Source organism: Streptomyces sp. NPDC050619 (genome assembly GCF_040654815.1).
In the GTDB taxonomy this organism is placed as follows: Bacteria; Actinomycetota; Actinomycetes; order Streptomycetales; family Streptomycetaceae; genus Streptomyces.
In genome coordinates, this window is sequence record NZ_JBFAIR010000014.1 from 230,443 (window position 1) to 252,598 (window position 22,156).

Here is a 22,156-nt window from a genome sequence, read left to right on the forward strand (position 1 = left end):
GGTCAATGGGCGAGATGCCGTCTCGTGATGCAGTACGCCAGTCCTTCGGCGGCTGGACCAGGACGGGGCCCGGTGCGAGGGCGGACAGCGAGCGAGCTCACGCCTCCAGGCTGAGGGCGGAGTTCATGGACGAGCAGGTCCGGCGCAAGAGTGCGGGCAGTTCGCCCGGTGTGCATTCGGGCAGCCATTCGTCCAGAGCGCAGCGCCAGGCGGCCACGAAGAACTCGATGAGGAGCCGCAGCTCGAGACGGCCCTGTCCGTCGAGGCAGCGCGCGATCTCGGTCTGGACTTCGGCGCAGTACCGCAGCGTGTACCCATCAAGGGCGGGCGAGTCGGCGATCAGTCGGAGCGTGAGCGGGAAGTGCCGGTACCAGTCCTCGTCCATGCGCTCCAGCGTGGTCAGCATGGCGTCGAGGAGGACGTCGGCCAGTGGCCCGGACTTCTTGATGCCGTCCAGGACTTCCAGGTAGATGTCCCACAGGTGCGTGACGGCGGTGAGTGCCACGTCCTCCTTGGACCGGAAGTTGCGGAAGAAGGTCCGCCGGGACACCTCCACCTGCTCCAGCAGCGCGTCCAGCGGAGTGTTGTCGAATCCGCGTTCGCCGAAGAGCGTGACGGCGGTGTCGGCCAGTGCCTGGCGAGTGCGGAGCTTCTTGCGTTCGCGCAGGGTGGCGGGCTGTTCGGAGGTGGTCATCATGAGCACCTTACCAAGTACGCCGAGAGCGCGCATATGCTCTACTGGAGCAAACGCCACACTGTGGCACTTCGTGAAGGGGATCTTCCTGTGCGCGCACTCGTCGTCGACCACACCCGCCCCGGGCACCTGTCATTGACAGATGTCCCCGCACCACGGCCCGCCGCCCACGAGGCGCTCGTACGGGTCGAGTCGGTATCGCTGAACTTCGGTGAGGTCCACGGGGTGACACGTCCGGAGCTGCCGGGCGGCACCGTGCTCGGCTGGGACGCGGCCGGCACGGTCGTCCAGGCGGCCGCCGACGGCTCGGGCCCGGCCGAGGGAGAGAAGGTCGTCACCGTCGGCGAGGCCGGCTGGGCCGAACTGCGAGCCGTACCCGCCGCCCGGCTCGGCACCGCACCGAAGGGCACCGACCCCGGCGCACTCAGCACCCTCCCCGTCGCCGGACTGAGCGCCCTGCACGTGCTGCGCCGGATGGGGTCGCTGCTCGGTCGCCGTGTGATGGTCACCGGTGCTTCCGGCGGCGTCGGCCGCTACGCCGTCCAACTGGCCGCCCGCGGGGGCGCGCACGTCGTCGCCATCAGCCGGAACCCCGCCCAGGCGGACGACCTGCGGGCCCTGGGTGCTCGCGAGGTCCACGCCGAGCCGGCCGCCGTTCGGCAACCCGTGTCGGCCGTTCTCGACAACGTCGGCGGACAGTACCTCGTCGACGCCTTCGCCGCCCTGTCGCCCGGCGGCACTCTCTTCAGCGTGGGCCGTTCCTCCGAGGCCGACGTGGTGCTGTCACCGGATGCCCTGGTGGGCACCGAAGGACGGCACGACCGGTCGATCCGCACGTTCTTCCTCTTCGGCGATCCCGCCACCGACTTCTCCGCGGATCTGACCTGGCTGGCCGGAGAGATCGCCGCAAGCCGCCTCGATCCGGGCATCACCTGGCGCGGCTCGTGGACTCGTCACTCCGAGGCGGTGCAGCTTCTGCTCGGCCGCCGCCTCCACGGCAAAGCCGTCCTCGATCTTGAGTAACCGGCCGGGACGGCCACGTCACTCGGGGCCGGAGCTGATGCCGATGACCTCGGGGACGTCCGTGCTCGCGTTCATGCGGTCGGCTCCGGCGCGATCTCCTTGATCAGGCCCTCGACCAGCACCTTGATCTCGTCGCGGATCGGGCGTACGGCCTCGACGCCCTGGCCGGCCGGGTCCTCCAGGGTCCAGTCCAGGTAGCGCTTGCCGGGGAAGACCGGGCAGGTGTCGCCGCAGCCCATGGTGATGCAGACGTCGGACTCCTTGACGGCGTCGACGGTGAGCATCTTCGGGGTCTGGGCGGAGATGTCGATGCCGACCTCGCGCATGGCCTCGACGGCGGCCGGGTTCACGGCGGTGCCCGGGTTGGAGCCGGCGGAGCGGACCTCGACGCGGTCTCCGGCCAGGTGGGTCAGCCAGGCGGCGGCCATCTGGGAGCGGCCGGCGTTGTGGACGCAGACGAACAGCACGGAGGGCTTGTCGGACATCAGGAGGTCTCTCTTGTCTCACGTGTCTCACGACTGCATCAGGTGCGAGTGAATTCAGCACCCGGTGGTGTCAGTCACCACTGATGTGACAGTATCAGTCCATGATGACGTCAGTCGACACTGAACTGATGCGTGTCCTCGCCGACCCGCTCCGTCTCCAGATCGTCACCCTCCTCGCCAAGGAGACGCTCTGCTCCACGCACCTCATCGAGGAAACCGGTGCGAAGCAGACCAACCTCTCCAACCATCTGAGAGTGCTGCGCGAGGCCGGGGTCGTCGAGACGGAGCCCTGCGGCCGGTACACGTACTACAAGCTGCGCCCCGACGTCATCGCCCAGCTCGCCGGCCAGTTCGCCGACCTGGCCGACTCCGCTCGCGATGCCGCCGAGAACAAGAGGGCCTGCCCGTGACCCCCACCGAAACAGCCGCGCCCACCGAGGAAGCCTCGGTCGTCGCGAAGCTGTCGACCCTCGACCGCTTCCTCGCCGTGTGGATCCTTGTCGCCATGGGCGTCGGCCTCGGCCTCGGTCGTGCCATCCCCGGCCTGAACGACGCCCTGGCCAAGGTCGAGATCGGCGGCATCTCGCTGCCGATCGCCGTCGGCCTGCTGATCATGATGTATCCGGTGCTCGCCAAGGTCCGCTACGACAAGCTCGACGCCGTCACCGGCGACAAGAAGCTCATGGTCTCGTCGCTGGTCGTCAACTGGGTCCTCGGGCCGGCCGTCATGTTCGCATTGGCCTGGATCTTCCTGCCGGACCTGCCCGAGTACCGCACCGGCCTGATCATCGTCGGCCTGGCCCGCTGCATCGCCATGGTCATCATCTGGAACGACCTCGCCTGCGGCGACCGCGAGGCCGCCGCCGTCCTGGTCGCGCTGAACTCGGTCTTCCAGGTGCTGACGTTCGGCCTGCTGGGCTGGTTCTACCTCGACCTGCTGCCGGGCTGGCTCGGCCTGGGCGACGGCGAGCACCTGGACATCTCCATGTGGAAGATCGCCCTGAACGTCGTCATCTTCCTCGGCGTCCCCCTGCTGGCCGGCTTCCTCACCCGCCGCATCGGCGAGCAGAAGCTGGGCCGCGAGAAGTACGAGTCCGACTTCCTTCCCAGGATCGGCCCGTGGGCCCTTTACGGCCTGCTCTTCACGATCGTCATCCTCTTCGCCCTGCAAGGGAAGACGATCACCTCGCAGCCGCTGGACGTGGCCCGCATCGCGCTCCCGCTGCTGGTGTACTTCGCGGTGATGTGGTTCGGCACGTTCGCTCTCGGCAAGGTCATCGGCCTGGCCTACGACCGCACGGCGACCCTCGCCTTCACCGCGGCCGGCAACAACTTCGAGCTGGCCATCGCGGTCGCCATCGCCACCTTCGGCGTCACCTCCGGCCAGGCCCTGTCGGGCGTGGTCGGCCCGCTGATCGAGGTCCCGGTCCTGGTGGCGCTGGTCTACGTGTCGCTGGCCTGGCGCAGGAAGTTCACGGCCGACGCCACCGTGCGGGTGGATGCCTGACGGTGAACTGCCTGGACTGTTCCAGCGGCTGACACCAGACCCCGGCACAGGGGTGTGCGGGCAGCGCGGTGCCCATCCTGCCCGCCGTCCCCGGCCGGCCGGACTTCCGTGGACGGCAATTGCGCACCGTCGAGTACCGCAGTCCGCGCGACTTCGCCGGACAGCGCGTTGTCGGCCGTCGGATCAGCGGGCCGCCGCGCGCCGAGTGGCGAAGCCGATGACCGCGGCCGACGCGGCGAGCACCGCGATGCTGGTGAGGGCGGCGGGCAGGGAGAACCAGTCGGCCATGAACCCGATGGCGGGTGGTCCCAGGAGCATGCCGCCGTAGCCGAGGGTGGATGCGATCGCGACTCCGTCGGGGCCGGCCAGCGTGCCGGCGCGTTCGACGGCGACGGGGAAGAGGTTGGCCAGGCCGAGCCCGGCGATCACGAAGCCGAGGAGAGCTGCCCACAGGGTGGGAGCGAGCGCGCCGAGGAGCATGCCGATCGCGGCGGTCGTGCCGCCACCCACCAGAGCCCGTGTCTGGCCCAGGCGTTCGAGCAGCTGAGTGCCGGTCAGCCGGCCGATGGTCATGGCGAGCGCGAAGCACGAGTAACCGACGGCTGCCACGCCTGATGTGGCGTTCAGGTCCTGCTCCAGGTGCAGGGCGCTCCAGTCGGCCATGGCTCCTTCCCCGTAGGCCGTGCACAGGGCGATCAGACCGAATGTGATCACAAGAGGGCGAGTGCGGGTTCCCGGGCGGCGCGGCACGGACTCGGCCTGCGGCGCGTTCTGCGGTGGTGCCGGGGGCCGGATACGCAGCAGGGGCCGGCCTGTGAGAAGGGTGACGAGCAGACCGATCACGGTGAGCCCGAGCAGGTGTTGCGTGGGGGACAGGGTTCCGGCGACCAGTGCGCCGAGGCCGGCGCCGATCATGCCGCCGAGGCTGAAAGCGGCGTGGAAGCTGGGCATGATCGGGCGTTGCAGGGCCCTCACCAAGTCGACTGCGGCGCTGTTGAACGCGACGTTGATCCCGCCGTATGCCGCGCCGAAGAGCAGGAGTACGGCGCCCAGCGCAAGCGCCGAGTGGGTGAGTGGAGGCAGGGCGACGCTGAGGGAGAGGAGGACGGCGCAGACGACGGTGACCTGGTGGTTGCCGTAGCGGCGGCAGAGGCGGCCGGTGAGGATCATGGTGATGACGGCGCCGGCGGAGACGCCGAGGAGGGCGAGGCCGAGGGCGCTGGCGGAGGCGCCGGTCTGCTGCTTGATGGCGGGGATGCGGACGACCCAGCCGGCGAAGATGAAGCCGTCGAGGGCGAAGAAGACGGTGAGGGCGATACGGAGCCGGGTGAGGGTGCCGCCCGGCACGGCGCTGTGCGTTCGGGTTTTGTTTATTGGCGGCACAAAGTCAGGCTAGGCGGGAGCCGGTGGCTGGGCAAGGGGGTGCCGAGGGTGCCTGGCCTGAGAGGATTCGGAGCCGCCTGGGGAAATCCCCAGGCGAGACGGAGGACAGCAACGTTCCGGCGGGCGACACGCGTTCGTAGCTTCCGGTGCCGCCCGCCCGGAAAGCTCCGGGCGGGCGGCACCAGACAGTCCTACGGCAGCCCCCACGCCTCGCCCGGCTCACTCGGGGTCACCGGGGCGATGACGAGGTCGGGTCGCTCGCCTGCGTACAGCAACACTTCCCGCCCCTTGGCCAGTTCGATCACGAGGGTGCCGTCGTCCGCCGCGTGGGTGCGGGCCGGGGTGCCGTCGTCGAGCACCGCGGTCACCGGACCGCCGGTCAGACCGTGGCGCAGGCGCAGCGGCTCGCCCGCCAGGCTCCGTACCCGCACGAAGCGCGTGACGCCGCCGGTGCGGACCGCGGTCACGAGGAAGGCTCCCTGGGCGCGGAAGTCGTGCAGGGTGACGTCGGCCCAGGAATCCGGGACAGCGGGAAAGACCCGCACGACACCGCCCCAGCTCTGGCAGAGCATGTCGTGCAGGGACTGCGACGCCGACAACGGCGTCTCGATGACCGGCCCGGCCTCGGTGTAGTGGGTGTTGGCCTGGCACGGGTAGCGCGTGCTGGGGTCGAAGAACTTCTTCAGGTACGTGAGGGCCACCTCGCCGCGCCCCATCATCGCGTACATCGACGCGGCGCCCGTATAGCTGTAGCCGCGGTGGGCGCCGGTCAGCGCGTGCCAGCGCACGAGCGACTTCTCGATCAGCTCACGCTGCTCCGGCTGCTCCCAGTTCACGAGATAGAGGGGATAGACCATCAGCAGATGGGAGTAGTGGCGGTGGGACTGGGCGTACGGCGTGTCCGCACCGATCATGAAGCCGTTGTCGTCCACCGGATACGGCGTGAGCTTGGCCAGCGTCTCCTGCCAGCGCTGCTTCAGGGGATCGTCGATCTCCAGCCGCGCGCTCTCCTCCAGCAGCGTGGTGCAGCCCCAACGGATCAGCGCCAGGTCGTAGTTGGTGTCCTTCGGGGGGACGACCGGATACTCCGGGGAGAGTGTGCTCGGCAGGTGCAGCTTGCCGTCGTCCCCGGGCTGAAGGAAGTGCACGTAGTAGTTGATCGTGCGGCGCAGCAGCGGGTACACGGTGTCGCGCAGCAGGGCCTCGTCCATGGAGTGGCGGTAGCTCAGCCATACGTTGTGCAGGGCCCATGTCAGGTTTCCGGCCTCGCCCCCGCTGCCCGGGACGTCGATGCTCCGGTTCCCGAACATGTCGGAGCTGCGGCCGATTCCGGAGCTGTCCGACCGGTAGGCGGCGGGTACGTTCGTGGTCAGCTGCTCCTGGTTCTGCCGGAGGGTGCTGGCGAGCGAGTCGAGTTCCAGGTGGTTGGAGCCGTGGATGAGCCAGTACTCCAGCTGGACGTTGAGGTTCCACCAGACGGCGGGCCAGGGCGTGGGCTCCAGCCACGGACCCGAGGTGGCCATCACGGGGCCGCCCGCACGGCTGGCCGAGGCGATCTTGTAGAGCTGGATCCAGTGGAAGCTCTGTAGCCGTTCGTCGGGGATCGAGACGAAGCTCTTCGGATAGAACGCGTGCCACCAGCGGGTGTGCTGCTTGCGGAGCACCGAGTAGGGAGCGGCACGCTGGATCTTCCGCAGCGAGGTTTCCCCGGCCCGGGTGTCGGAGGGATAGCTGTGGGCGACGTTGAGCAGGAGGGTGTCCCCGGCGCGGCGGTAGGCCGTCGCGGTCTGGCCGCCGCCCAGGAGCGGCTGGAGGACCTGTTCGACGTCGCCGGTGGTCCGTGTGGTCCAGGGCGGGTTGGCGACGTATCCGGCTGGTGGCGCCTCCTGGATCTTGCGGGGGCTGATGGCCTCCTCGGGATGGAAGGTCCAGCGGACCTCCTCGTCGCCGTCGGCCGTCACGCGTGCGGCGAGGATCCCGTCGTGAATGAGGGCGGAGAGCGTCAGGGTGCCCTTGTCCGTGGTGATGGTGCCGGTCAGCTCGGCGTTCCACAGGCTCAGCCGCCAGTCGACCGCGCCGATGGTGCCGACCGGGTCGAGGGTCAGATGTCCCACCGGCAGCCGGGCGGTGCCCCAGCCGCTGCCGAACTCGGGGCGGTGGTCCTGTACTTCGCCGTGCTGGACGGTGAAGCGGATGCTGTTCGCACCCGGCTCCTGGTACACCATGCTGCCCAGCCGTCCGTCACCCAGGAACGGCCCTTCATACCAAAGGGTGGGCAACTTCCGCCACAACAGGTCCTGTCGGCGCAGGAAGCCGGCCCACGCGCTGTCCGAGTTCATGGTGTCGCGGATTTTCCAGCGGCCGCCGGCGGCGGAATCGGCGGCGAGGCCCGCGCCCTGGGCGGTGTCGAGGGCGGGAGTGGGAGCGGCCTCGGCGCCTGTGGGCAGGGCGGCGACCACCGTGCCGCCCACCACCGATCCGAGCACAGCTCTTCTAGAGGTCATTGCGGGTGCCTCCAAGGGGCGACAGTTGCTCAAGGGTCACGTGGTTCAAGCCCAGTTGGCCGGTTCGGCAAGGGCGTAGGTCGAGGCGATCCGGTGGTTGTCGTGCAGGATCGTCAAGGTGCGCGGGCCGCTGGGCGTCCCCTCCCGCCAGGCGGTGCAGTAGATCCCGTTGGACCAGCGGATCGTCCGCGAGGTGGACGGCAGGACGGTGAGGCCACTGCGGCTCACCGTCTTCGTTCCGTTCAGCCACACCTCGAAGGCGCCCTGGCCGTCGCCGGCGAGCTTCAGCCGGGTGACGATCCTGATCCAGGTGCCCCGCAGGCCGCTGATCGACCCGGCCGTGCCCTTGATGCCGCCGGAGCCGCCGAACTGGATCGTGGATCCGATGACGAACATCAACAGCCAGGGCCCTTCGGGGTCTTCGGGCGACCACTGCTGGAAGGTGACGTTCTGGTCGTGGAACGTCCAGTCGGGCGCGAGCCGGATCGCCTGGCCGTAGTAGCGGTCCTCGCCGACACTCTGCGCACCGCGTTGGATCACCTCGGAGTGGTAGCCCCCGGTCTCCTCGATGTATGTCTGGGTCGCCGCCAGGGCGTGTGCGCCTTTGTACGTGGGTGAGGCGACGGTCGCGATCACGCCGTCCTTCTGCGTGTAGGCGTAGTCCCAGCCCTCGACGCTGCCGCGGTTTTGAAAGTAGACCTCGGCGGCGGCGTCGGCCCGTCCCGGCAGGAGTGCGGCGCCGGCACCGGCGAGGCCGAGCCCGCCGAGCGCGGTGAGTGCCCTTCGTCTGCGCACGGCTCACCGCGTCCAGTACGTGAGGTCGCGGAAGCGTGCCTCGGCGCGGCCGCTGCCGTGGTGGTAGACACCGTTCTTGAAATGGCGGGTGGCGGGTCCCCGGTCTTCGGCCGTCAGGACCGGCTTGTCGTCGAAGTAGACGGTGACGGTGCCGCTGGAGGCGTTGTGCGCGAGCTTGACGTTGAACCACGTGTCGTAGGCGTTCGTCTTGAGGACGGTGCTGTCGTACGCCTTCACCGTGCCGCCGCTCGCGCTGTAGGCGTTGAGCATGAAGTCCGTGGCGGGTGTGCCCGCGGGGTGGACCACGCGCAGGATCTGCACGAAGGTCGCGCCGTTGGTGCCGGACGGGATGTACACGTCGGCGTCCCACATGTGCTGACCGGACGTGTACTCCTGCTTCCAGCGCATCTCGGTGCGCGGATCGGTGGAACTGCTCTGCGACATGGGCTCGTCGGTGCTGTACACCCACATGCGGTGGATGCCGCCGCTGTTGCTGTAACGGTCGCTCAGATCCAGGTTCCACGGTTTCTGCATGCTGTGCGTGAACGCGGTCTTCTTCCAGCCGTCCGTGGGTGACGCGACCGCTGCGGAGGACGTCGACGGGGTCATCGTCCAGGCGGCGCCTCCGGCGAGTAAGCCGCCGGCCGCGAGAACCGTCCGTCTTGATGGGGGCATGCCAACCTTCTCTCCTGGCGCGCTATTCATCGGATCTATCTTCCTGCCGCAGCGTAGGACTGGCCACAGGGCGCGTCAATATATGCAGTCAGCCGAAGATAGATCCGATGTGCGAGCGGTGTAGGTAGGCAGCGAGTTCCGGTAGCGGTCACGCCTCCCGGTGGTCGATACCGAGCAGACTCGCGGCGGCCCGGAAGTCGGCGGCGTGGTGGCCGACGGCGAGGGACCAGTGGTGGCCGACGCCCGTGGCGCTCCACGCGTCGACCCACTCGCCCGGGTCACGGCCGAAGTCGACGCGGCTGGTGGTGTTGCCGATCTCCAGCAGCGGTCCGGGCACGACGGTGCCCTCGGAGGTGATGAACGCCAGGCTGCCGTCGGCGTCCTGGCCCAGGCCCAGCAGGGTCACGGGCCCGTGCTGGACGTCGAACTCCACGCTGACGCCCCAGCCGCGCTTGCCGTGGTAGACACCCAGGCCGCGCAGCAGCGGATCGCGGGCGCTGACGGCGAGGTGGGCAGGCCCGTCGTGGCCCATCTCCACCACGCCGTCCTCGAAGTTGAGGGCCTGGATCTCGGTGAAGGAGCCTCCGGCGCCGATGCTCTGCGAGGCCAACTGGGCGACACTGGTGCGCAGTTCGTACTCACCGGCCGCGGGCACGCCCCGGGCGGTGAGCAGGGAGGCGCCCAGGATCATGCCGGCGCCGAGCCGCTCGTGCAGTTCGCCGTCGAGACCGCGGTGGTAGTAGGCGAGGGTGTCGAGGCCGAAGTCCTCGACGAGCCGGTCGAGCGCGACCGACACGGTCGCTCCCCACGCGAAGTCCTCGTCCACCACGCTGTCGTCGACGGCGAAGATCCGCCGGGCGAGAGCCGTGCGCTCACGGGTCTGCGCCTCGGTCACCTGCTCCACGCGATGCCGCAGGTCGTCGAACTCCAGTACCTCGACGTGCGAGCCGAACGTCGCCGGCAGCAGCGTCAGATCGGTCGACACGTCGAGCATGCCGGGATACAGATGCCCCATCAGGCCGTGCCGGGCGTGCCGGAGCGCGGCGCGGACGTGTGCGGCCCGCACCCACTGCTCGATGCGCCGCCAGGCCGACTCCTGGCGCAGCCAGCCCGACACCGACCGGAAGGGGATGCCGGCCCGGCGGAAGACGTTGCCGACCTCGGGCACGGGGCACTGCCCGCAGTAGGCCAGCCAGGCGCCCGTGTCGAAGGAGGCGTGGTCCATCCGCTCGGACGGCTGGAGGTCGATGACCAGCACGGGCGTGTGCGAGCGCCGGGCGATCGGCAGCACCATCGACGAGGTCAGATACGTCGTCAGGAACAGCACGATCAGATCGCAGTCCGCCCGGCGGAGTTTCTCGGCGGCGACCGCTCCCTCTTCGGCGTCGGAGATGAAGCCGATGTCGGTCACCTCCGCGTCCATCTGCTGGAAGCGCTCGGCGACGTACGCGGACGACTGACGCAACTGCGGGAGCAGTCCGGGGAATTGCGGCCAGTAGGCGCCAAGACCGCCCGCGACCAGTCCGATCCGGGTGCGGCGTCGGGCCACCGGGGGGAGCAGTTCGCGCAGGGTGGCGGCGCGGTCCGCGGTCACGGTCGGGGGCTGGGTCGTTGCCATGGTCGGTGTTCCTTCCGAGGTCCGGTTCGGATTCAGGTCCGGGCCACTCCCAGCCCCGCCGGGGCGGCGGCAGCAGCGGGGGAGCGCCGGATGAGGACCCGGACGATGTACACGCCCGCGACCCCCGACGCCGCCATGCAGAGGGTGATCGACCAGAGCAGGAGGGACACGCTGTACTCCATCAGGGCGGGCGTGACGAACGCGATGCCCGCGAAGACCCCCCGCGACAGGGCGTAGGTCAGGCCCTGGGTGGTACCGCGGGTGTCCGGGGGCAGCGTGAGCTGCGACCACACCTTGTAACTGGCCTCCCCCGCGAAGGGGTTGGAGATCTGGTAGAGCACGAAGAAGACGAGCATGCCGACGAGGGCGCCGGCCGTGAGAGAGGCGATGCAGAAGGCGGCGACCTGCACGATCGTGAACACGTAGAACAGCCGGTCGCGCCAGGGGGTGTCGGCGATCCGGACGAAGACGAAGGTCAGCACCAGCGCGATCGGGAGGAAGGCCAGGTTGATCCCGGTGGCCAGGCTCTGTGAGGCACCGCTGACCGTGACCAGCAGATAGGTGCCGAACTGGCCGAAGGTGTTGGCGCCGATACCCCAGGCGACGTAGTAGACGAAGGTCGCTGCCATCGGCAGCAACGCGGCACGGTTCCACACGTTCTTGAGCTCGCTGCCGCGCGGGGCGTCCGACGCTGCCGCCTCCTCCTGGACCGCGGCGTCCGACGGCTCGTCGGCCAGCTTCAGACGGGAGCGGAGCTGCCAGGTGACCAGCGCGGCGACGGCCAGATGGCCGGTGATGAACCGCGCCCCGGTCATGCCGGTGTCCGACAGGACGTAGCCGAGGAACATGACGACGGCGATGCCCAGCACCCACATGACCTGCGTGAAGGACACGAGACGCGCCCGGCCGTCGGCGGGCGCGGCGTCCGAGACCACGGCCAGGGACGTCGGAAGATCGGCACCGGCCGCCAGTCCCGCGACGAGCACGCCGGCGAAGAGCACGATGTCGTTCGGCGCCAGGGTGATGACGATCGTGCCCAGCGCGTAGCAGAGGATGTCCAGGTTGTAGACACGGCGGCGCCCGAACATGTCGGCGAGCCGTCCGCCGACCAGGGATCCGACGGCGATGCAGCCGGTGACGATCGCGCTGATCGCGCCCGCCATCCACACGCCCATGTCGTAACTGTCGCGGTAGATGGCCAGGTTGACGGCGATGCTGACGATGAGCGCGGCGTCGAGGTAGGAGGCCATGCCCGAGAGGGCCGCGACCTTCCACAAGTGCTTCGGAATGGGCTGTTCCGGGTGATCCGGGGCAGGCGAAAATCGGGCCATGATGCGGCTCCTCGCGGCTCTGGGGCCGGGGTCGCAGTGGAATATAGGACGGGAAAAACGTTGCAACAAGGTGGCGCGCACACATCCGTCCGCAACTCCGATCTCTTTCTCGCCGTTCCGGGATGTGGCGCTGATGTTCCAGGCCGCCTACCGTGAAGGCGACCTGAAAACGTTTTAGGGGAAGGACCGCATCCGTGATCTCCCCCGCACTCCGGCAGCTGTTCGAGGATCCGCCCCGTGACTTCGGTCCCACCCCGCTGTGGTGGTGGTCGGGCGCGAAAGTCACCCGCGACCGTCTCGCCTGGCAGCTGCGCAGGTTCGCCGAAGGCGGCATCCACAACCTCGTGGTGATCAACCTCGCACCGGCCGGCCCGACGTTCGGCGCCCGGACCGACGAACCGGCCTGGTTCGGCGAGGAGTGGTGGGCACGCTTCACCGACGCCTGCGAGATCGCCGGGAATCTGGGCATGCGCCTGTGGTTCTACGACCAGATCGGATTCTCCGGCGCCAATGTCCAAGGGAGCGTCACCCGATTGCACCCGGAGGCGGCGGGCCAGGCCCTGCGCTCGCGCCGGGCCGTCGTCTCGGGCGGCACGGTCGCGCTGCACGTCTCCGAGACACTGGTGGGCGCCTACGACCTGGCGGGCGCCCGCCTGCGGATCGCCGGCGCCGCCGGGATCGCGGCCCCCGACAGGGCGGAGGTACGGCTCGTCATCGCCGTCCCCACGGCGTTCGACTATCTGGACCCGCACGCCGTCGGCCTGCTGCTGGACGCCGTCCACCACGAGTACGACCGCCGCGTCCCGCGGTACTTGGGCAACGTCATCGCGGGGAGCTTCCAGGACGAACTGCCCGGCACGAACTCCTGGAGCCGCCGCCTGCCCGAGGAGTTCCGCGCCCGGCGCGGCTACGACCTGCTCGACCACCTGCCGGCCCTCTTCGGCCCGGCGACCGAGCGGGTGGCGAAGATCCGCGCCGACTACTACGCGGTCCGCGCCGAACTCACCGAAGAGGCCCTGTTCAGGCCGCTCGCCGCCTGGCACGACGAGCGCGGCATGCTCATCGGATCCGACCAGAGCAACCCCGCACGCGCGGGCTACCCGGCCCAGTCGACGCAGATCTACACCGACTACTTCCGCACCCACCGCTGGTACGGCGCCGCCGGCAGCGACCACCACGGCGACGCCAAGGTCCACTCCTCCATGGCCCACCTCTATGGCCACGAGCGCGTCTGGATCGAGGCGTTCCACTCCTCCGGCTGGGGCGGCACCCTGGAGGACACCTACGACTGGCTCCTGCCGTTCCTGCGCAGCGGCGCCAACCTGTACAACCCGCACGCCAGTTACTTCGGCACCGCGGGCGGCTGGTTCGAGTGGGCCCCGCCGTCCACCGACTGGCGTCAGCCCTACTGGCCGCAGTACCCGGCGTTCTCCCGGGCCGTGGCCCGGATCTGCTCGATCATGTCCTGGGGCACCTACAGCGCCGACGTCGCGGTCCTGCACCCCACCGCCACCATGCAGGCCCTCATCCCGCTGGACGCGCCCGTCCAGCACTTCGGCGACGGCCGCCTCGGCGACGGCCACCCCGACGTCGACGAGACACAGCGGTACTACCTGGACCTGTGCGGCACGAACAACTGGCTCGGGCCCGGCGTCGGCGCACTCGACGGCCACCGCGTCTCCTTCGACGTCATCGACGACGCCTCGGTGCAGCGCGCCAAGGCCGCCGACGGCGCCTTACGCCTCAGGGACCTGGCGTACACCGCGGTTCTGCTGCCCTCGGCGAGCGTCCTGGAGGAGGAGACGGCGCGCCGGCTGACGGAACTGCTCGACGCCGGCGGACGGGTCGTGGCCGTCGGCCGTCCGCCCACGGCGGCGGCCGGCCTGGCCGGTGACGACTGCGTCGTCGCGGCGCTGCTGGAGCATCCGCGGCTGGAGCGGGCGAGCGACGCCGAGGCCGGCGCGGCGGCGGTGGCCGACGCCGCCGGACACGCGACGGGTGAGATCCCGCTGCTCGTCCGAAGGAAGGGCGACGAGGCGGTCGCCCTGGTGACGGGGGCCTTCCCGGACGCCCGAGCGCATCCGCCGGGCGGCAACCACGAGATCGACCCCACGCGCTACGCCCGCACCTCGTCCGTCACCGTGCACGCCGCCGTCACCGAGGCCGAGATCTGGAACCCCGCCACCGGCACCCGGCATCCGGCGCGCGTCACCGTCTCCGACGGCCGCTCGACCATCGAGGTACCACTGGACGGCGCCCCCGCCGCGCTCGTCGTATGGCGCGAAGGCACCCCGCCGGCCCGGACGATCGCACCGCCGCCGGGGCTTCCCGCAGAGACGATCGACGTCTCGACCGGCTGGGAGGGCCGGCTGGCCCCCACCATGGACAACACCTGGGGCGACCTGGCGCTGCCCGCGGGTTCGTCCGTCGACGAGCCGCAGATCTGGACCATGCGGTGGACCGAGACCGACGCCCCCGGCGCCCACTGGGAGCAGACACGGGCGACGTACGGCAACCGGGTGCGCGTCCTGCCTCCGGTACCCGCCGCTTCGGCCCCCGACCCGCTGGACGGCGCCGCTGTCGAACGGATCCTGGCCGGAGAGCTGCCCCTCGTACCTTCGGATGCGGGCTGGCGCGTCTCGCTGTACTCGTCGAGCCGCGGGATCCCGGACCAGGACGGCCTGCTCGGCAACAAGGGACTCGTGGCGGAGGAGTTCGTGCGGGTCCCCGTGCCCGGGAGCGGAACCGTCGCCCGGATCCGGACGATCGTGGAGACCGGCCACCGCGGGCCTGCCGATCTGCACGTCGGTGCGGCGGCGGCCAAGCGGGTGTGGTGGAACGGCGAGCGGCTGGACGCGGGCAGCGGGTACCTCGGATCCGCCCGCGTGGAGGTCGGACAGTCCCGCAACGTGCTCGAGTACGAACTGGGGGAGGCCCAGGACCGGCCGTCGCTGATCTCGGGCGCCGCCGACACACCGCTGGGCAGCTACTTCTGCCTGTCACGACCCGACGGATTCGCGCCGCGTCCGCAGTTCATGCGTCTGCCCGAGGAGGTACGACCGGACGGCGGCGTGACCTACCGCGGGCGGCTGCGTGTCCCGCGCGACGGCACGGAGGCGGTACTCGTCGTGGGTGCCGCGGCGGGCGTCACCGTGCTGCTCGACGGGGCCGTCGTGGCGCGGCAGGAAAAGGTGGAGTACTACGAGTCCGACTGGGGCGCGGTGCCGATGTTCTTCCGCCACCCACTGACGCTCGGGGCGGGCGAGCACGTCCTCGAGGCGGTGGCCGACAACGTCCACGAACGCGACGCGGTGTTCGTCGACCTCGTGGCGGGCGCCGGGTCGGCCGCTCTGGTCAGCGGCGCCGACTGGGAGGCCGAAACCGGCGGGTGGCGCGGACGCACCGTCGAACACGAGGGCCGCTGGGGGGAGTTGCAGCACTGCTACGCCGCGATCCGGCCGCACCCGTTGCCGGACACCGAGTGGCTCACCGGCGCACCGGTGCTCGGCACCGCCGTGCTGCCGCTGCGCTCCACCGACGAGGTCCGAGAGTCGGCCCAGCGCTTCCGCTTTACCGTGCCGCCGGGCACCGTGTCGGTCGACCTGCCGCTGGAACTTCCCGCGCGGGTGCGGGTCGGACACGAAACGGAGAAGCCGCTCGACGGCACGGTGCTGACACTGGATCAACCACTCCCGGCTCCCACGGAGATCGAGGTCGTCACCGCACCCACGGCCGTGCTGCGGGGCGGCTGCGCCTGGCGCGGGCCGGTGCGCGTCGGCACCGTACCCGCGCCGCTGCCGCTGGGGGACTGGCGCTCGCTGGGGCTGGGCAGTTGGAGCGGCGGCGTGACCTACTCGCGGGTGCTGGAGGTGCCGGCCGGGCCGGACCCGGTCCTGGACCTCGGGCGGGTGCGCGGCAGTGTCTCGGTCCTCCTCGACGGGGAACCTGTCGGCGAGGCGTTCTGCGCGCCGTACCGCTTCGAACTCCCAGGCGCCGCCGGGCGCGGCGTCCGCATCGACGTGACCGTCCACAACACCCTGGCCCCGTATCTCGCCGAAGCCACGCCCACCGCCTGGGCCTTCCCGTCCCAGCTCTCGTCGGGGTTGCTGGGCCCGGTGACGCTCCGGATCCAGGCGTCAGATGCCGGAAGGTGACCGCGTGGAGTCGCGTACGACGAGGCCGGGCGCGAACACCCGTGTCTCGTGGGCGTGTTCCGCGCGGGCCTCCACCTCGTCGAGCAGCATCTCGACGGCCGCCCTGCCGAGTTCCTCGACCGGCTGCCGGACCGTTGTCAGGGGCGTCCCCACGAAGCTCGCGATGTCGAGGTCGCCGTAACCGACCACCTGCACGTCCTCGGGAATCTTCACGCCCCGCTCGCCCAGTCCGCGGCACAGCCCCGCGGCGAGGAAGTCGTTGGTGCAGAAGACCCCGTCGGGCAGGTCGTCGAGTTCGCGGGCGATCTCCATGCCGTACGCCACCGTCATCTCCTCGGCGACGACCTGGCCGATCCGCGCCTCGCGCCGGCTGCGCACGGCCTGCCGGGCGCCCTGATAGCGGTCGGCGCACTGCCGGATCCCGCGCTCCCCGTTCACGACGAGGATGTCGCGCGCCTCGCAGTCCAGGAGGTGCCGCACGGCGATGCGGCCTCCGGCGATGTCGTCGACGGAGACGGAGCAGCCCTCCTGGGCCGGCATCGCGCGGTCCGCCAGCACCAGGGGGATACCGCGCTCGCGCAGCCGCGTCAGCCGCGTGGGATCGGCGCTGAGCGGAACCACCACGGCCCCGACGGCCCGCTGCTCGACGAGCATGGCGAAGTAGCCCTGCTCCCGCTCCGGCGCGTCCCCGCTGTCACAGAGCACGAGGGAGTAACCGTGGTCGTACGCCGCGTTCGCGGCACCTCGTGCGATGCGCGAGTAGAAGGAGTTGGCGACGTCGGGCAGCACCAGGCCGATCGAGGACGAGTGGCCGGTCCGCAGGCCGGCTGCTCCCGGATGGGGAACGTAGTCGAGCGCGGCGACCGCGTCGCGAACGCGCTCGGCGGTGCGCGTGTTGACGCGCTCGGGCCGGTTCAGGACGTTCGACACGGTGGAGACCGAGACTCCCGCGGCGGCCGCGACGTCCTGGATACGGGCGGGGCGAACCGGAATGACGTCCACCCCCTTCTCGCTGTGACAGCCGTGCGACCAGGCACGACGCGGTCCTCCTGGGCGGCGTAAGTCTACCCCGACCATAAGTAAAACGTTTTCTGATACCGCTTCCGGGAGCTGCCGCACCCCGGAACCGGGCTTGTCGCTGTGCCCCGGGTCTGGCACGATCGCTGAGCCCGTCGCTCACCCAACGGGCGGCGGCCGTCAAGGAGGTCCGGTGCACAGGCGGTGGCTGTTCCTCTCGGCGGCCGCGGCGCTCATCGTCGTCTCCCTGGTCGTGGTGCTCCTCCCCGACCACGATGCCGACGCCAGGCACGCCGCGAACACGCCCGCCGCCGACACCCCGGCGAACCTCCCGCCCCGGACGGCGTCCCCGACCCCCTCCGCCCGTGCGAGCACCCCGTCGGCGAAGCCCTCGGCCAAGGCCACCGCGCGGCCGGCGTCCCCCGCGGCCACCACCGCGTCGGCGAAGCCGCCGGCCACGGACGCTCCGCGAACGGGGTCCGCCGGCGCACCGTTGGCGGGACGCATACGGCCCGGCGTCACCTACGAAGGGGTCGCCACCTTCTACGACTCGGACGGCGGTGGCGCCTGCCTGTACGACCCGAGCGACGACGTCATGACGGGGGCGATGAACTCCACCGACTACGAGTCGGCCAAGGCCTGCGGCGCGTATGTGTCCGTCCGCGCGGCAGGCGGGAAATCCATCACGGTCCGCATCACCAACGAATGCCCGGGGGAGTGCGCACCCGGACAGATCGACCTCAGCGCGGAGGCCTTCGCCCAACTCGCCGACCCCACGAGCGGCAAGATCGCGATCACCTGGAAGCTGGTGAGCCCCAGTACCTCCGGCACGATGTCGATCCGGTACAAGACCGGGTCCAGCCGGTATTGGTGCGGTATCCAGGTGATCGGTCACCGCAATCCGGTGGCCCGGCTGGAGGTCCGCGCCGGCGACGGCTGGCGTCGGCTGCCGCGTCCCGACTACAACTACTTCCTCTCCGAGGACGGCACCGGGTGCGGCGGCGGGATCCGGATCACGGACATCTACGGAGAACGGCTCACCGTCGACGGGATCGCGATCCGCCCGAACGTCGTGCAGCCCACCCGGGTCCAGTTCGCCAAGCGCTGAGCCCGCCGCCGGCGGGATCCGGTCCCGCTCAGCGACGCAGGTAGGCGAGTTCGGGGAAGTGGCGCTGGTAGGCGTCCAGCAGGCGGTCGGCGACGGCGTACGAGTCGATCAGCGGGTGGATGGTGAGCGCCTTGACCGCGTGGGCGCGATCACCGGTTTCGGCGGCGCGGATGACCGCGCGTTCGACCTCCTTCACCGAGCACACCAGGCCCTTGCCGTGGTCGGGCAGCGGGGCCCCGGCGATGGGGCGGGCGCCGTTGGCGTCCACATGGCAGGGGACCTCGATGACGGCGTCGTCGTCGAGGACGGGGATCCGGCCGCGGCCCGGGACATTGAGGATGAGGGTGGCGCGCTCGTCGCGGGCGATGGCCCGCATGAGGGAGAGGGCCACCTGCTCGTATCCGCCGGATTCCAGGTCGCAGGAGTCCCGCTCGCCCATGCCGACGGCCTCGCGGTTCTCGGCCATGTAGGTGGTCTCGCGCTCCAGGCGGGTGGCGTCCCAGGCGTTCCAGGCCGCGCGGGGTGCGGGACGGCCGCCGTCGGCGGTGCCCATCGAGTCGTAGAAGCGCTGCTGCTGGGAGTGGAGGAAGGCGCCGCGGGTCTGTTCGGCGGCCCGCGCGGAGCCGACCGACTCGCGGTTGAAGTAGTAGTAGTGCAGGTACTCGTTGGGCAGCGCGCCCAGCGTGCGCAGCAGGTCGGCGCCGAAGAGCTTGCCCTCCTCGAACGAGGTCAGCGCCGCCTCGTTCTCGAACAGGGACGGCAGCAGGTCCCGGCCGTCGGCGTACAGACCGCACAGCCAGCCCAGGTGGTTCAGGCCCACGTAGTCCAGGCGGACCCGGGCCGGGTCGGCGCCGAGCGCGCCGGCCACCCGGCGGCCGAGGCCCACCGGGGAGTCACAGATCCCGATCACCCGGTCGCCGAGATGGGCGGTCATGGCCTCGGTGACCATGCCGGCGGGGTTGGTGAAGTTGATGACCCAGGCGTCGGGCGCCAAGGCGGCGATACGGCGGGCGATGGCGAGCGCCACCGGGATGGTGCGCAGGCCGTAGGAGATGCCGCCGGCGCCGACCGTCTCCTGGCCCAGTACGCCTTCCTCCAGGGCGATCCGCTCGTCCGCCGCGCGCCCGGCGAGACCGCCGACACGGATGGCCGAGAACACGAAGTCGGCTCCGGTGACCGCCTCGTCCAGATCGGTGGTGACGGTGACGACGGGCGGGTCGCGATGCCCGGCGGACTGGTCGACGAGGACCTTGCGGATGGTCGCCAGCCGGGAGGCGTCCAGGTCGTGGAGGGTCAGCTCGGTGACGCGTCCCTCGCCGTGGTCGCCCAGCAGCGCCCGGTAGACCAGCGGGACGCGGAAGCCGCCCCCGCCCAGGATCGTGAGTCTCATACTTCGACCACCTCAACTCCCGCCTCACGCAGTCGGCTACAGGTCTTCTCGTCGGCCGCGGAGTTGGTCACCACGACGTCGAGCTCCTCCGGCCCGCACACCCGGGCCATCCCGGTGCCGGGGAACTTGCCCGCGTCCGCCAGCAGGACCACCTGGGCGCTGGCGGCGATCATCGCCCGCTTGACGGGCACCTCGACGGCCGTGGTGTCCAGCACCTGGCCGTCGGGGCGGACCCCGCTGGTGCCGAGGAACAGCCGGTCGGCGTGGATCTGCCGCAGGTTGTCCTCGGTGAGGAAGCCCACCAGTGAGCGGTAGTCGCGCCGTACCACGCCGCCCAGCAGGATCAGCTGGACGTCCTTGTCGTCCTGGAGCTCCTCGTAGACGGCCAGGTTGCTGGTGATCACCGTCAGGGACCGGCCGTGCAGATGCCGGGCCACCCGGTGGGCCGTGGTACCGATGTCGAGCAGGACCGTCTCGCCGTCCCTGACGAGTTCCGCGCACCACGCGGCCAGGGCGTCCTTGGCCTCGACCCGGACCGCGGCCACGTCCGCGAAGGGGTCGTCCTCGCCGACGACGGCGACGGCACCGCCGTAGACCCGTTTGAGCAGCCCCTCGTCCTCGAGCTGCACGAGATCGCGCCGGATGGTGGCCTGGCTCGCCCCGACCTTCTCGGCCAGGGCGGTCACGCTGGTGGGACCGTCCGCGCGCAGAGCACGCAGGATCAGCTCATGTCTTCGGTCAGCGAGCATGCCGCAGACCATACTCGCCAGCCCGCCAAACTCAAGCAAAGTCACTCACGAATGTCTCGATTGCTGCTTGACTCTTGTCAAACCCGCGCACCGGGTGCACTCTCTTGCGTAATTCGAGCCGGGCTCGGGCCCCACTCCGGTCGGTCGAAGCGGATCAACGGCGTTTTTCGCCGCCATGGACGCGTCGGCACCGTCTGAGAAGACCGAGTCACACGTTTCCGGGCAGCGAGGCGCGTTCGTCGGCCACCGTCGCACTTCAGCCATCCGGACCCCTGCTGTCCCTGCCGTCACCCATGACTCACAGGTCCTAGCCGGACACGCCCAACACCAGGAGAAGACCGTGGACCTTTCCCGCAGACGTTTCCTTCAGGCCGCCGCACTGACGGCCGCTACGGCAGGTGCCACCGCGGCGTGCGGCGGCGGCACCGAGGCGAGCGGCAGCAAGGACGACAAGGACCTGACCCTCTGGTACTGGTCCGGCGGCCTGAGCGACAAGGTGGTCGCGGACGCCAAGAAGCAGTTCCCCGGCATCAGCCTCAAGACCTCCGCGGTCGGCGGCGACTTCAAGACCAAGCTGCTCACCGGCCTGAGGTCCGCGCAGTCCGCCCCGGACATCACCGGCATCAAGGGCGAGGACATCGCCTCGTTCCTGCCCAACGCCAACCGCTTCCTCGACCTGAACGACCTCGGCGCCCGCAAGCTGGCCCCGCAGTACCTGTCGTGGAAGCTGAAGCAGGCCACCTCTCAGGACGGCAAGCTCATCGGCCTCCCGATCGACGTCGGCCCCTGCGCCATGTTCTACCGCGAGGACCTCTTCGCGAAGGCGGGGCTGCCCACGGACCCCGCCAAGGTCTCCTCCGAACTGTCCACCTGGGACGACTACTTCCAGGCCGGCGTCGAGCTGCACAAGGCCCTGCCGAAGACCTTCCTGATCAACAACATCGGCTCGGTGTTCTCGATGATCGTCGGCCAGGGCACCAAGCGGTTCATCGACGACAGCAACACCTTCATCGGCGATCAGGACCACATCCGCGCCGCCTGGACCACCGCGGTGAAGCCCTACACCCTGGACATCGACGCCAAGATCAACGACAACACCTGGAACGCCGCCGTGAGCGGCGGCACCCTGGGGACCGAGCTCGGCGCCGCCTGGCACGCGCTGGACATCACCAGCGCCGCCCCGGGCACCAAGGGCAAGTGGCGGGTGGCGAACCTGCCGGGCGGGCCGTCCAACCTCGGCGGATCCTTCCTGGCCCTGCCCGCGACCTGCGGCAACCCCGAAGAGGCCTTCAAGATCATCAGCTGGATCCTCAACACGGACAACCAGGCCCGCGGCTTCACCGACGCGGCCCTGTTCCCGACCTCCCCGGCCGCGTACCTGAAGCCGGCGCTGACCGGAGGTGACCCCTTCTTCGGCGGCCAGAAGACCATCGACATCTTCGCTCCGGCGGCCGAGGAGGTCCCCGCCGCCTACGAGGCCCCGGCCGACGCGGCGGTCTCGGCGCCCTACTTCAGCGAGCTGACCAGCATCGAGGCCAAGGGCAAGGACCCCGACGATGCCTGGAAGGACGCGGTCAGCCAGGCCAAGCAGATCGCCGAGCGTCAGGGAGTGAAGTGACATCCTCCTCCGCTGACGGCGTCCAGAAGTGGGCGCACATCGAGGTGTCCGTAACCCCTGAGAATCTTCCCTCCGAGAAGTCGGGAGACCTCTACTGGAGTGTGC

The 22,156-nt window shown here is 70.2% G+C and carries 17 protein-coding genes; 6 read left to right on the forward strand and 11 right to left on the reverse strand.

The annotated features are described in order from the left end of the window. Window positions 1-97: 97 nt before the first annotated feature. Window positions 98-697 (reverse strand): TetR family transcriptional regulator, encoded by a 600-nt coding sequence (locus AB0I77_RS24115; protein ID WP_363284723.1) that lies wholly within the window; start codon window positions 695-697, stop codon window positions 98-100. 87 nt (window positions 698-784) lie between these two features. Here AB0I77_RS24115 and AB0I77_RS24120 point away from each other — a divergent pair, with 87 nt between their 5' ends. Beyond that, complete coding sequence (locus AB0I77_RS24120) at window positions 785-1,717, forward strand: zinc-binding dehydrogenase (RefSeq protein WP_363284724.1); 933 nt, start codon at window positions 785-787, stop codon at window positions 1,715-1,717. A 71-nt stretch (window positions 1,718-1,788) separates the two neighbouring features. On the opposite strand, the gene AB0I77_RS24125 is transcribed toward AB0I77_RS24120, so the two are convergent. Then, a complete protein-coding gene (locus tag AB0I77_RS24125; RefSeq protein WP_363284725.1) occupies window positions 1,789-2,202 on the reverse strand; it encodes an arsenate reductase ArsC in 414 nt (137 codons plus the stop codon). 101 nt (window positions 2,203-2,303) lie between these two features. Here AB0I77_RS24125 and AB0I77_RS24130 point away from each other — a divergent pair, with 101 nt between their 5' ends. Together AB0I77_RS24130 and arsB are read left to right on the forward strand one after the other, a co-directional pair. Beyond that, on the forward strand, window positions 2,304-2,612 hold the full coding sequence (locus tag AB0I77_RS24130; protein ID WP_363284726.1) for a metalloregulator ArsR/SmtB family transcription factor: 309 nt from the start codon (window positions 2,304-2,306) through the stop codon (window positions 2,610-2,612). Then, window positions 2,609-3,709 (forward strand): ACR3 family arsenite efflux transporter, encoded by a 1,101-nt coding sequence (arsB, locus tag AB0I77_RS24135; RefSeq protein WP_363284727.1) that lies wholly within the window; start codon window positions 2,609-2,611, stop codon window positions 3,707-3,709. The genes AB0I77_RS24130 and arsB overlap by 4 nt, the downstream gene beginning before the upstream one ends. Window positions 3,710-3,892: 183 nt before the next feature. Here the strand turns inward: arsB and AB0I77_RS24140 are convergent, their stop codons facing one another. The 6 genes from AB0I77_RS24140 to AB0I77_RS24165 form a co-directional block, all read right to left on the reverse strand. Then, complete coding sequence (locus AB0I77_RS24140; protein WP_363284728.1) at window positions 3,893-5,056, reverse strand: MFS transporter; 1,164 nt, start codon at window positions 5,054-5,056, stop codon at window positions 3,893-3,895. Between the two features lie 227 nt (window positions 5,057-5,283). Continuing rightward, window positions 5,284-7,596, reverse strand: coding sequence for a Tat pathway signal sequence domain protein (locus AB0I77_RS24145; RefSeq protein ID WP_363284729.1), 2,313 nt, complete (start codon window positions 7,594-7,596; stop codon window positions 5,284-5,286). A 45-nt stretch (window positions 7,597-7,641) separates the two neighbouring features. Further along, complete coding sequence (locus tag AB0I77_RS24150) at window positions 7,642-8,391, reverse strand: heparin lyase I family protein (RefSeq protein WP_363284730.1); 750 nt, start codon at window positions 8,389-8,391, stop codon at window positions 7,642-7,644. A gap of 3 nt (window positions 8,392-8,394) precedes the next feature. Beyond that, window positions 8,395-9,066 carry a polysaccharide lyase family 7 protein gene (locus AB0I77_RS24155; RefSeq protein ID WP_363284731.1) on the reverse strand — a complete coding sequence of 224 codons (672 nt, stop codon included), beginning with the start codon at window positions 9,064-9,066 and terminating at the stop codon, window positions 8,395-8,397. Window positions 9,067-9,214: 148 nt separating this feature from the next. Further along, a complete protein-coding gene (locus AB0I77_RS24160) occupies window positions 9,215-10,684 on the reverse strand; it encodes an L-fucose/L-arabinose isomerase family protein (protein ID WP_363284732.1) in 1,470 nt (489 codons plus the stop codon). A gap of 32 nt (window positions 10,685-10,716) precedes the next feature. Continuing rightward, window positions 10,717-12,015, reverse strand: a complete 1,299-nt coding sequence (locus tag AB0I77_RS24165; protein WP_363284733.1) for an MFS transporter — start codon at window positions 12,013-12,015, stop codon at window positions 10,717-10,719. A gap of 194 nt (window positions 12,016-12,209) precedes the next feature. Between AB0I77_RS24165 and AB0I77_RS24170 the strand changes: the two genes are divergently transcribed. Continuing rightward, window positions 12,210-16,169 (forward strand): glycosyl hydrolase, encoded by a 3,960-nt coding sequence (locus AB0I77_RS24170; RefSeq protein WP_363284734.1) that lies wholly within the window; start codon window positions 12,210-12,212, stop codon window positions 16,167-16,169. Here AB0I77_RS24170 and AB0I77_RS24175 read toward each other — a convergent pair. After that, a complete protein-coding gene (locus AB0I77_RS24175) occupies window positions 16,152-17,171 on the reverse strand; it encodes a LacI family DNA-binding transcriptional regulator (protein ID WP_363284735.1) in 1,020 nt (339 codons plus the stop codon). The two genes, AB0I77_RS24170 and AB0I77_RS24175, sit on opposite strands and share 18 nt — an antisense overlap. Before the next feature lie 208 nt (window positions 17,172-17,379). Here AB0I77_RS24175 and AB0I77_RS24180 point away from each other — a divergent pair, with 208 nt between their 5' ends. Beyond that, window positions 17,380-18,294, forward strand: a complete 915-nt coding sequence (locus AB0I77_RS24180; protein ID WP_363284736.1) for an expansin EXLX1 family cellulose-binding protein — start codon at window positions 17,380-17,382, stop codon at window positions 18,292-18,294. Between the two features lie 28 nt (window positions 18,295-18,322). On the opposite strand, the gene AB0I77_RS24185 is transcribed toward AB0I77_RS24180, so the two are convergent. Both AB0I77_RS24185 and AB0I77_RS24190 read right to left on the reverse strand, forming a co-directional pair. Then, window positions 18,323-19,684: a 6-phospho-beta-glucosidase gene (locus AB0I77_RS24185; RefSeq protein WP_363284737.1), complete on the reverse strand. Its 1,362-nt coding sequence runs from the start codon at window positions 19,682-19,684 to the stop codon at window positions 18,323-18,325. After that, a complete protein-coding gene (locus AB0I77_RS24190; protein WP_363284738.1) occupies window positions 19,681-20,433 on the reverse strand; it encodes a DeoR/GlpR family DNA-binding transcription regulator in 753 nt (250 codons plus the stop codon). The genes AB0I77_RS24185 and AB0I77_RS24190 overlap by 4 nt, the downstream gene beginning before the upstream one ends. Window positions 20,434-20,773: 340 nt before the next feature. Between AB0I77_RS24190 and AB0I77_RS24195 the strand changes: the two genes are divergently transcribed. After that, complete coding sequence (locus AB0I77_RS24195; RefSeq protein WP_363284739.1) at window positions 20,774-22,051, forward strand: extracellular solute-binding protein; 1,278 nt, start codon at window positions 20,774-20,776, stop codon at window positions 22,049-22,051. Window positions 22,052-22,156 lie beyond the last annotated feature (105 nt).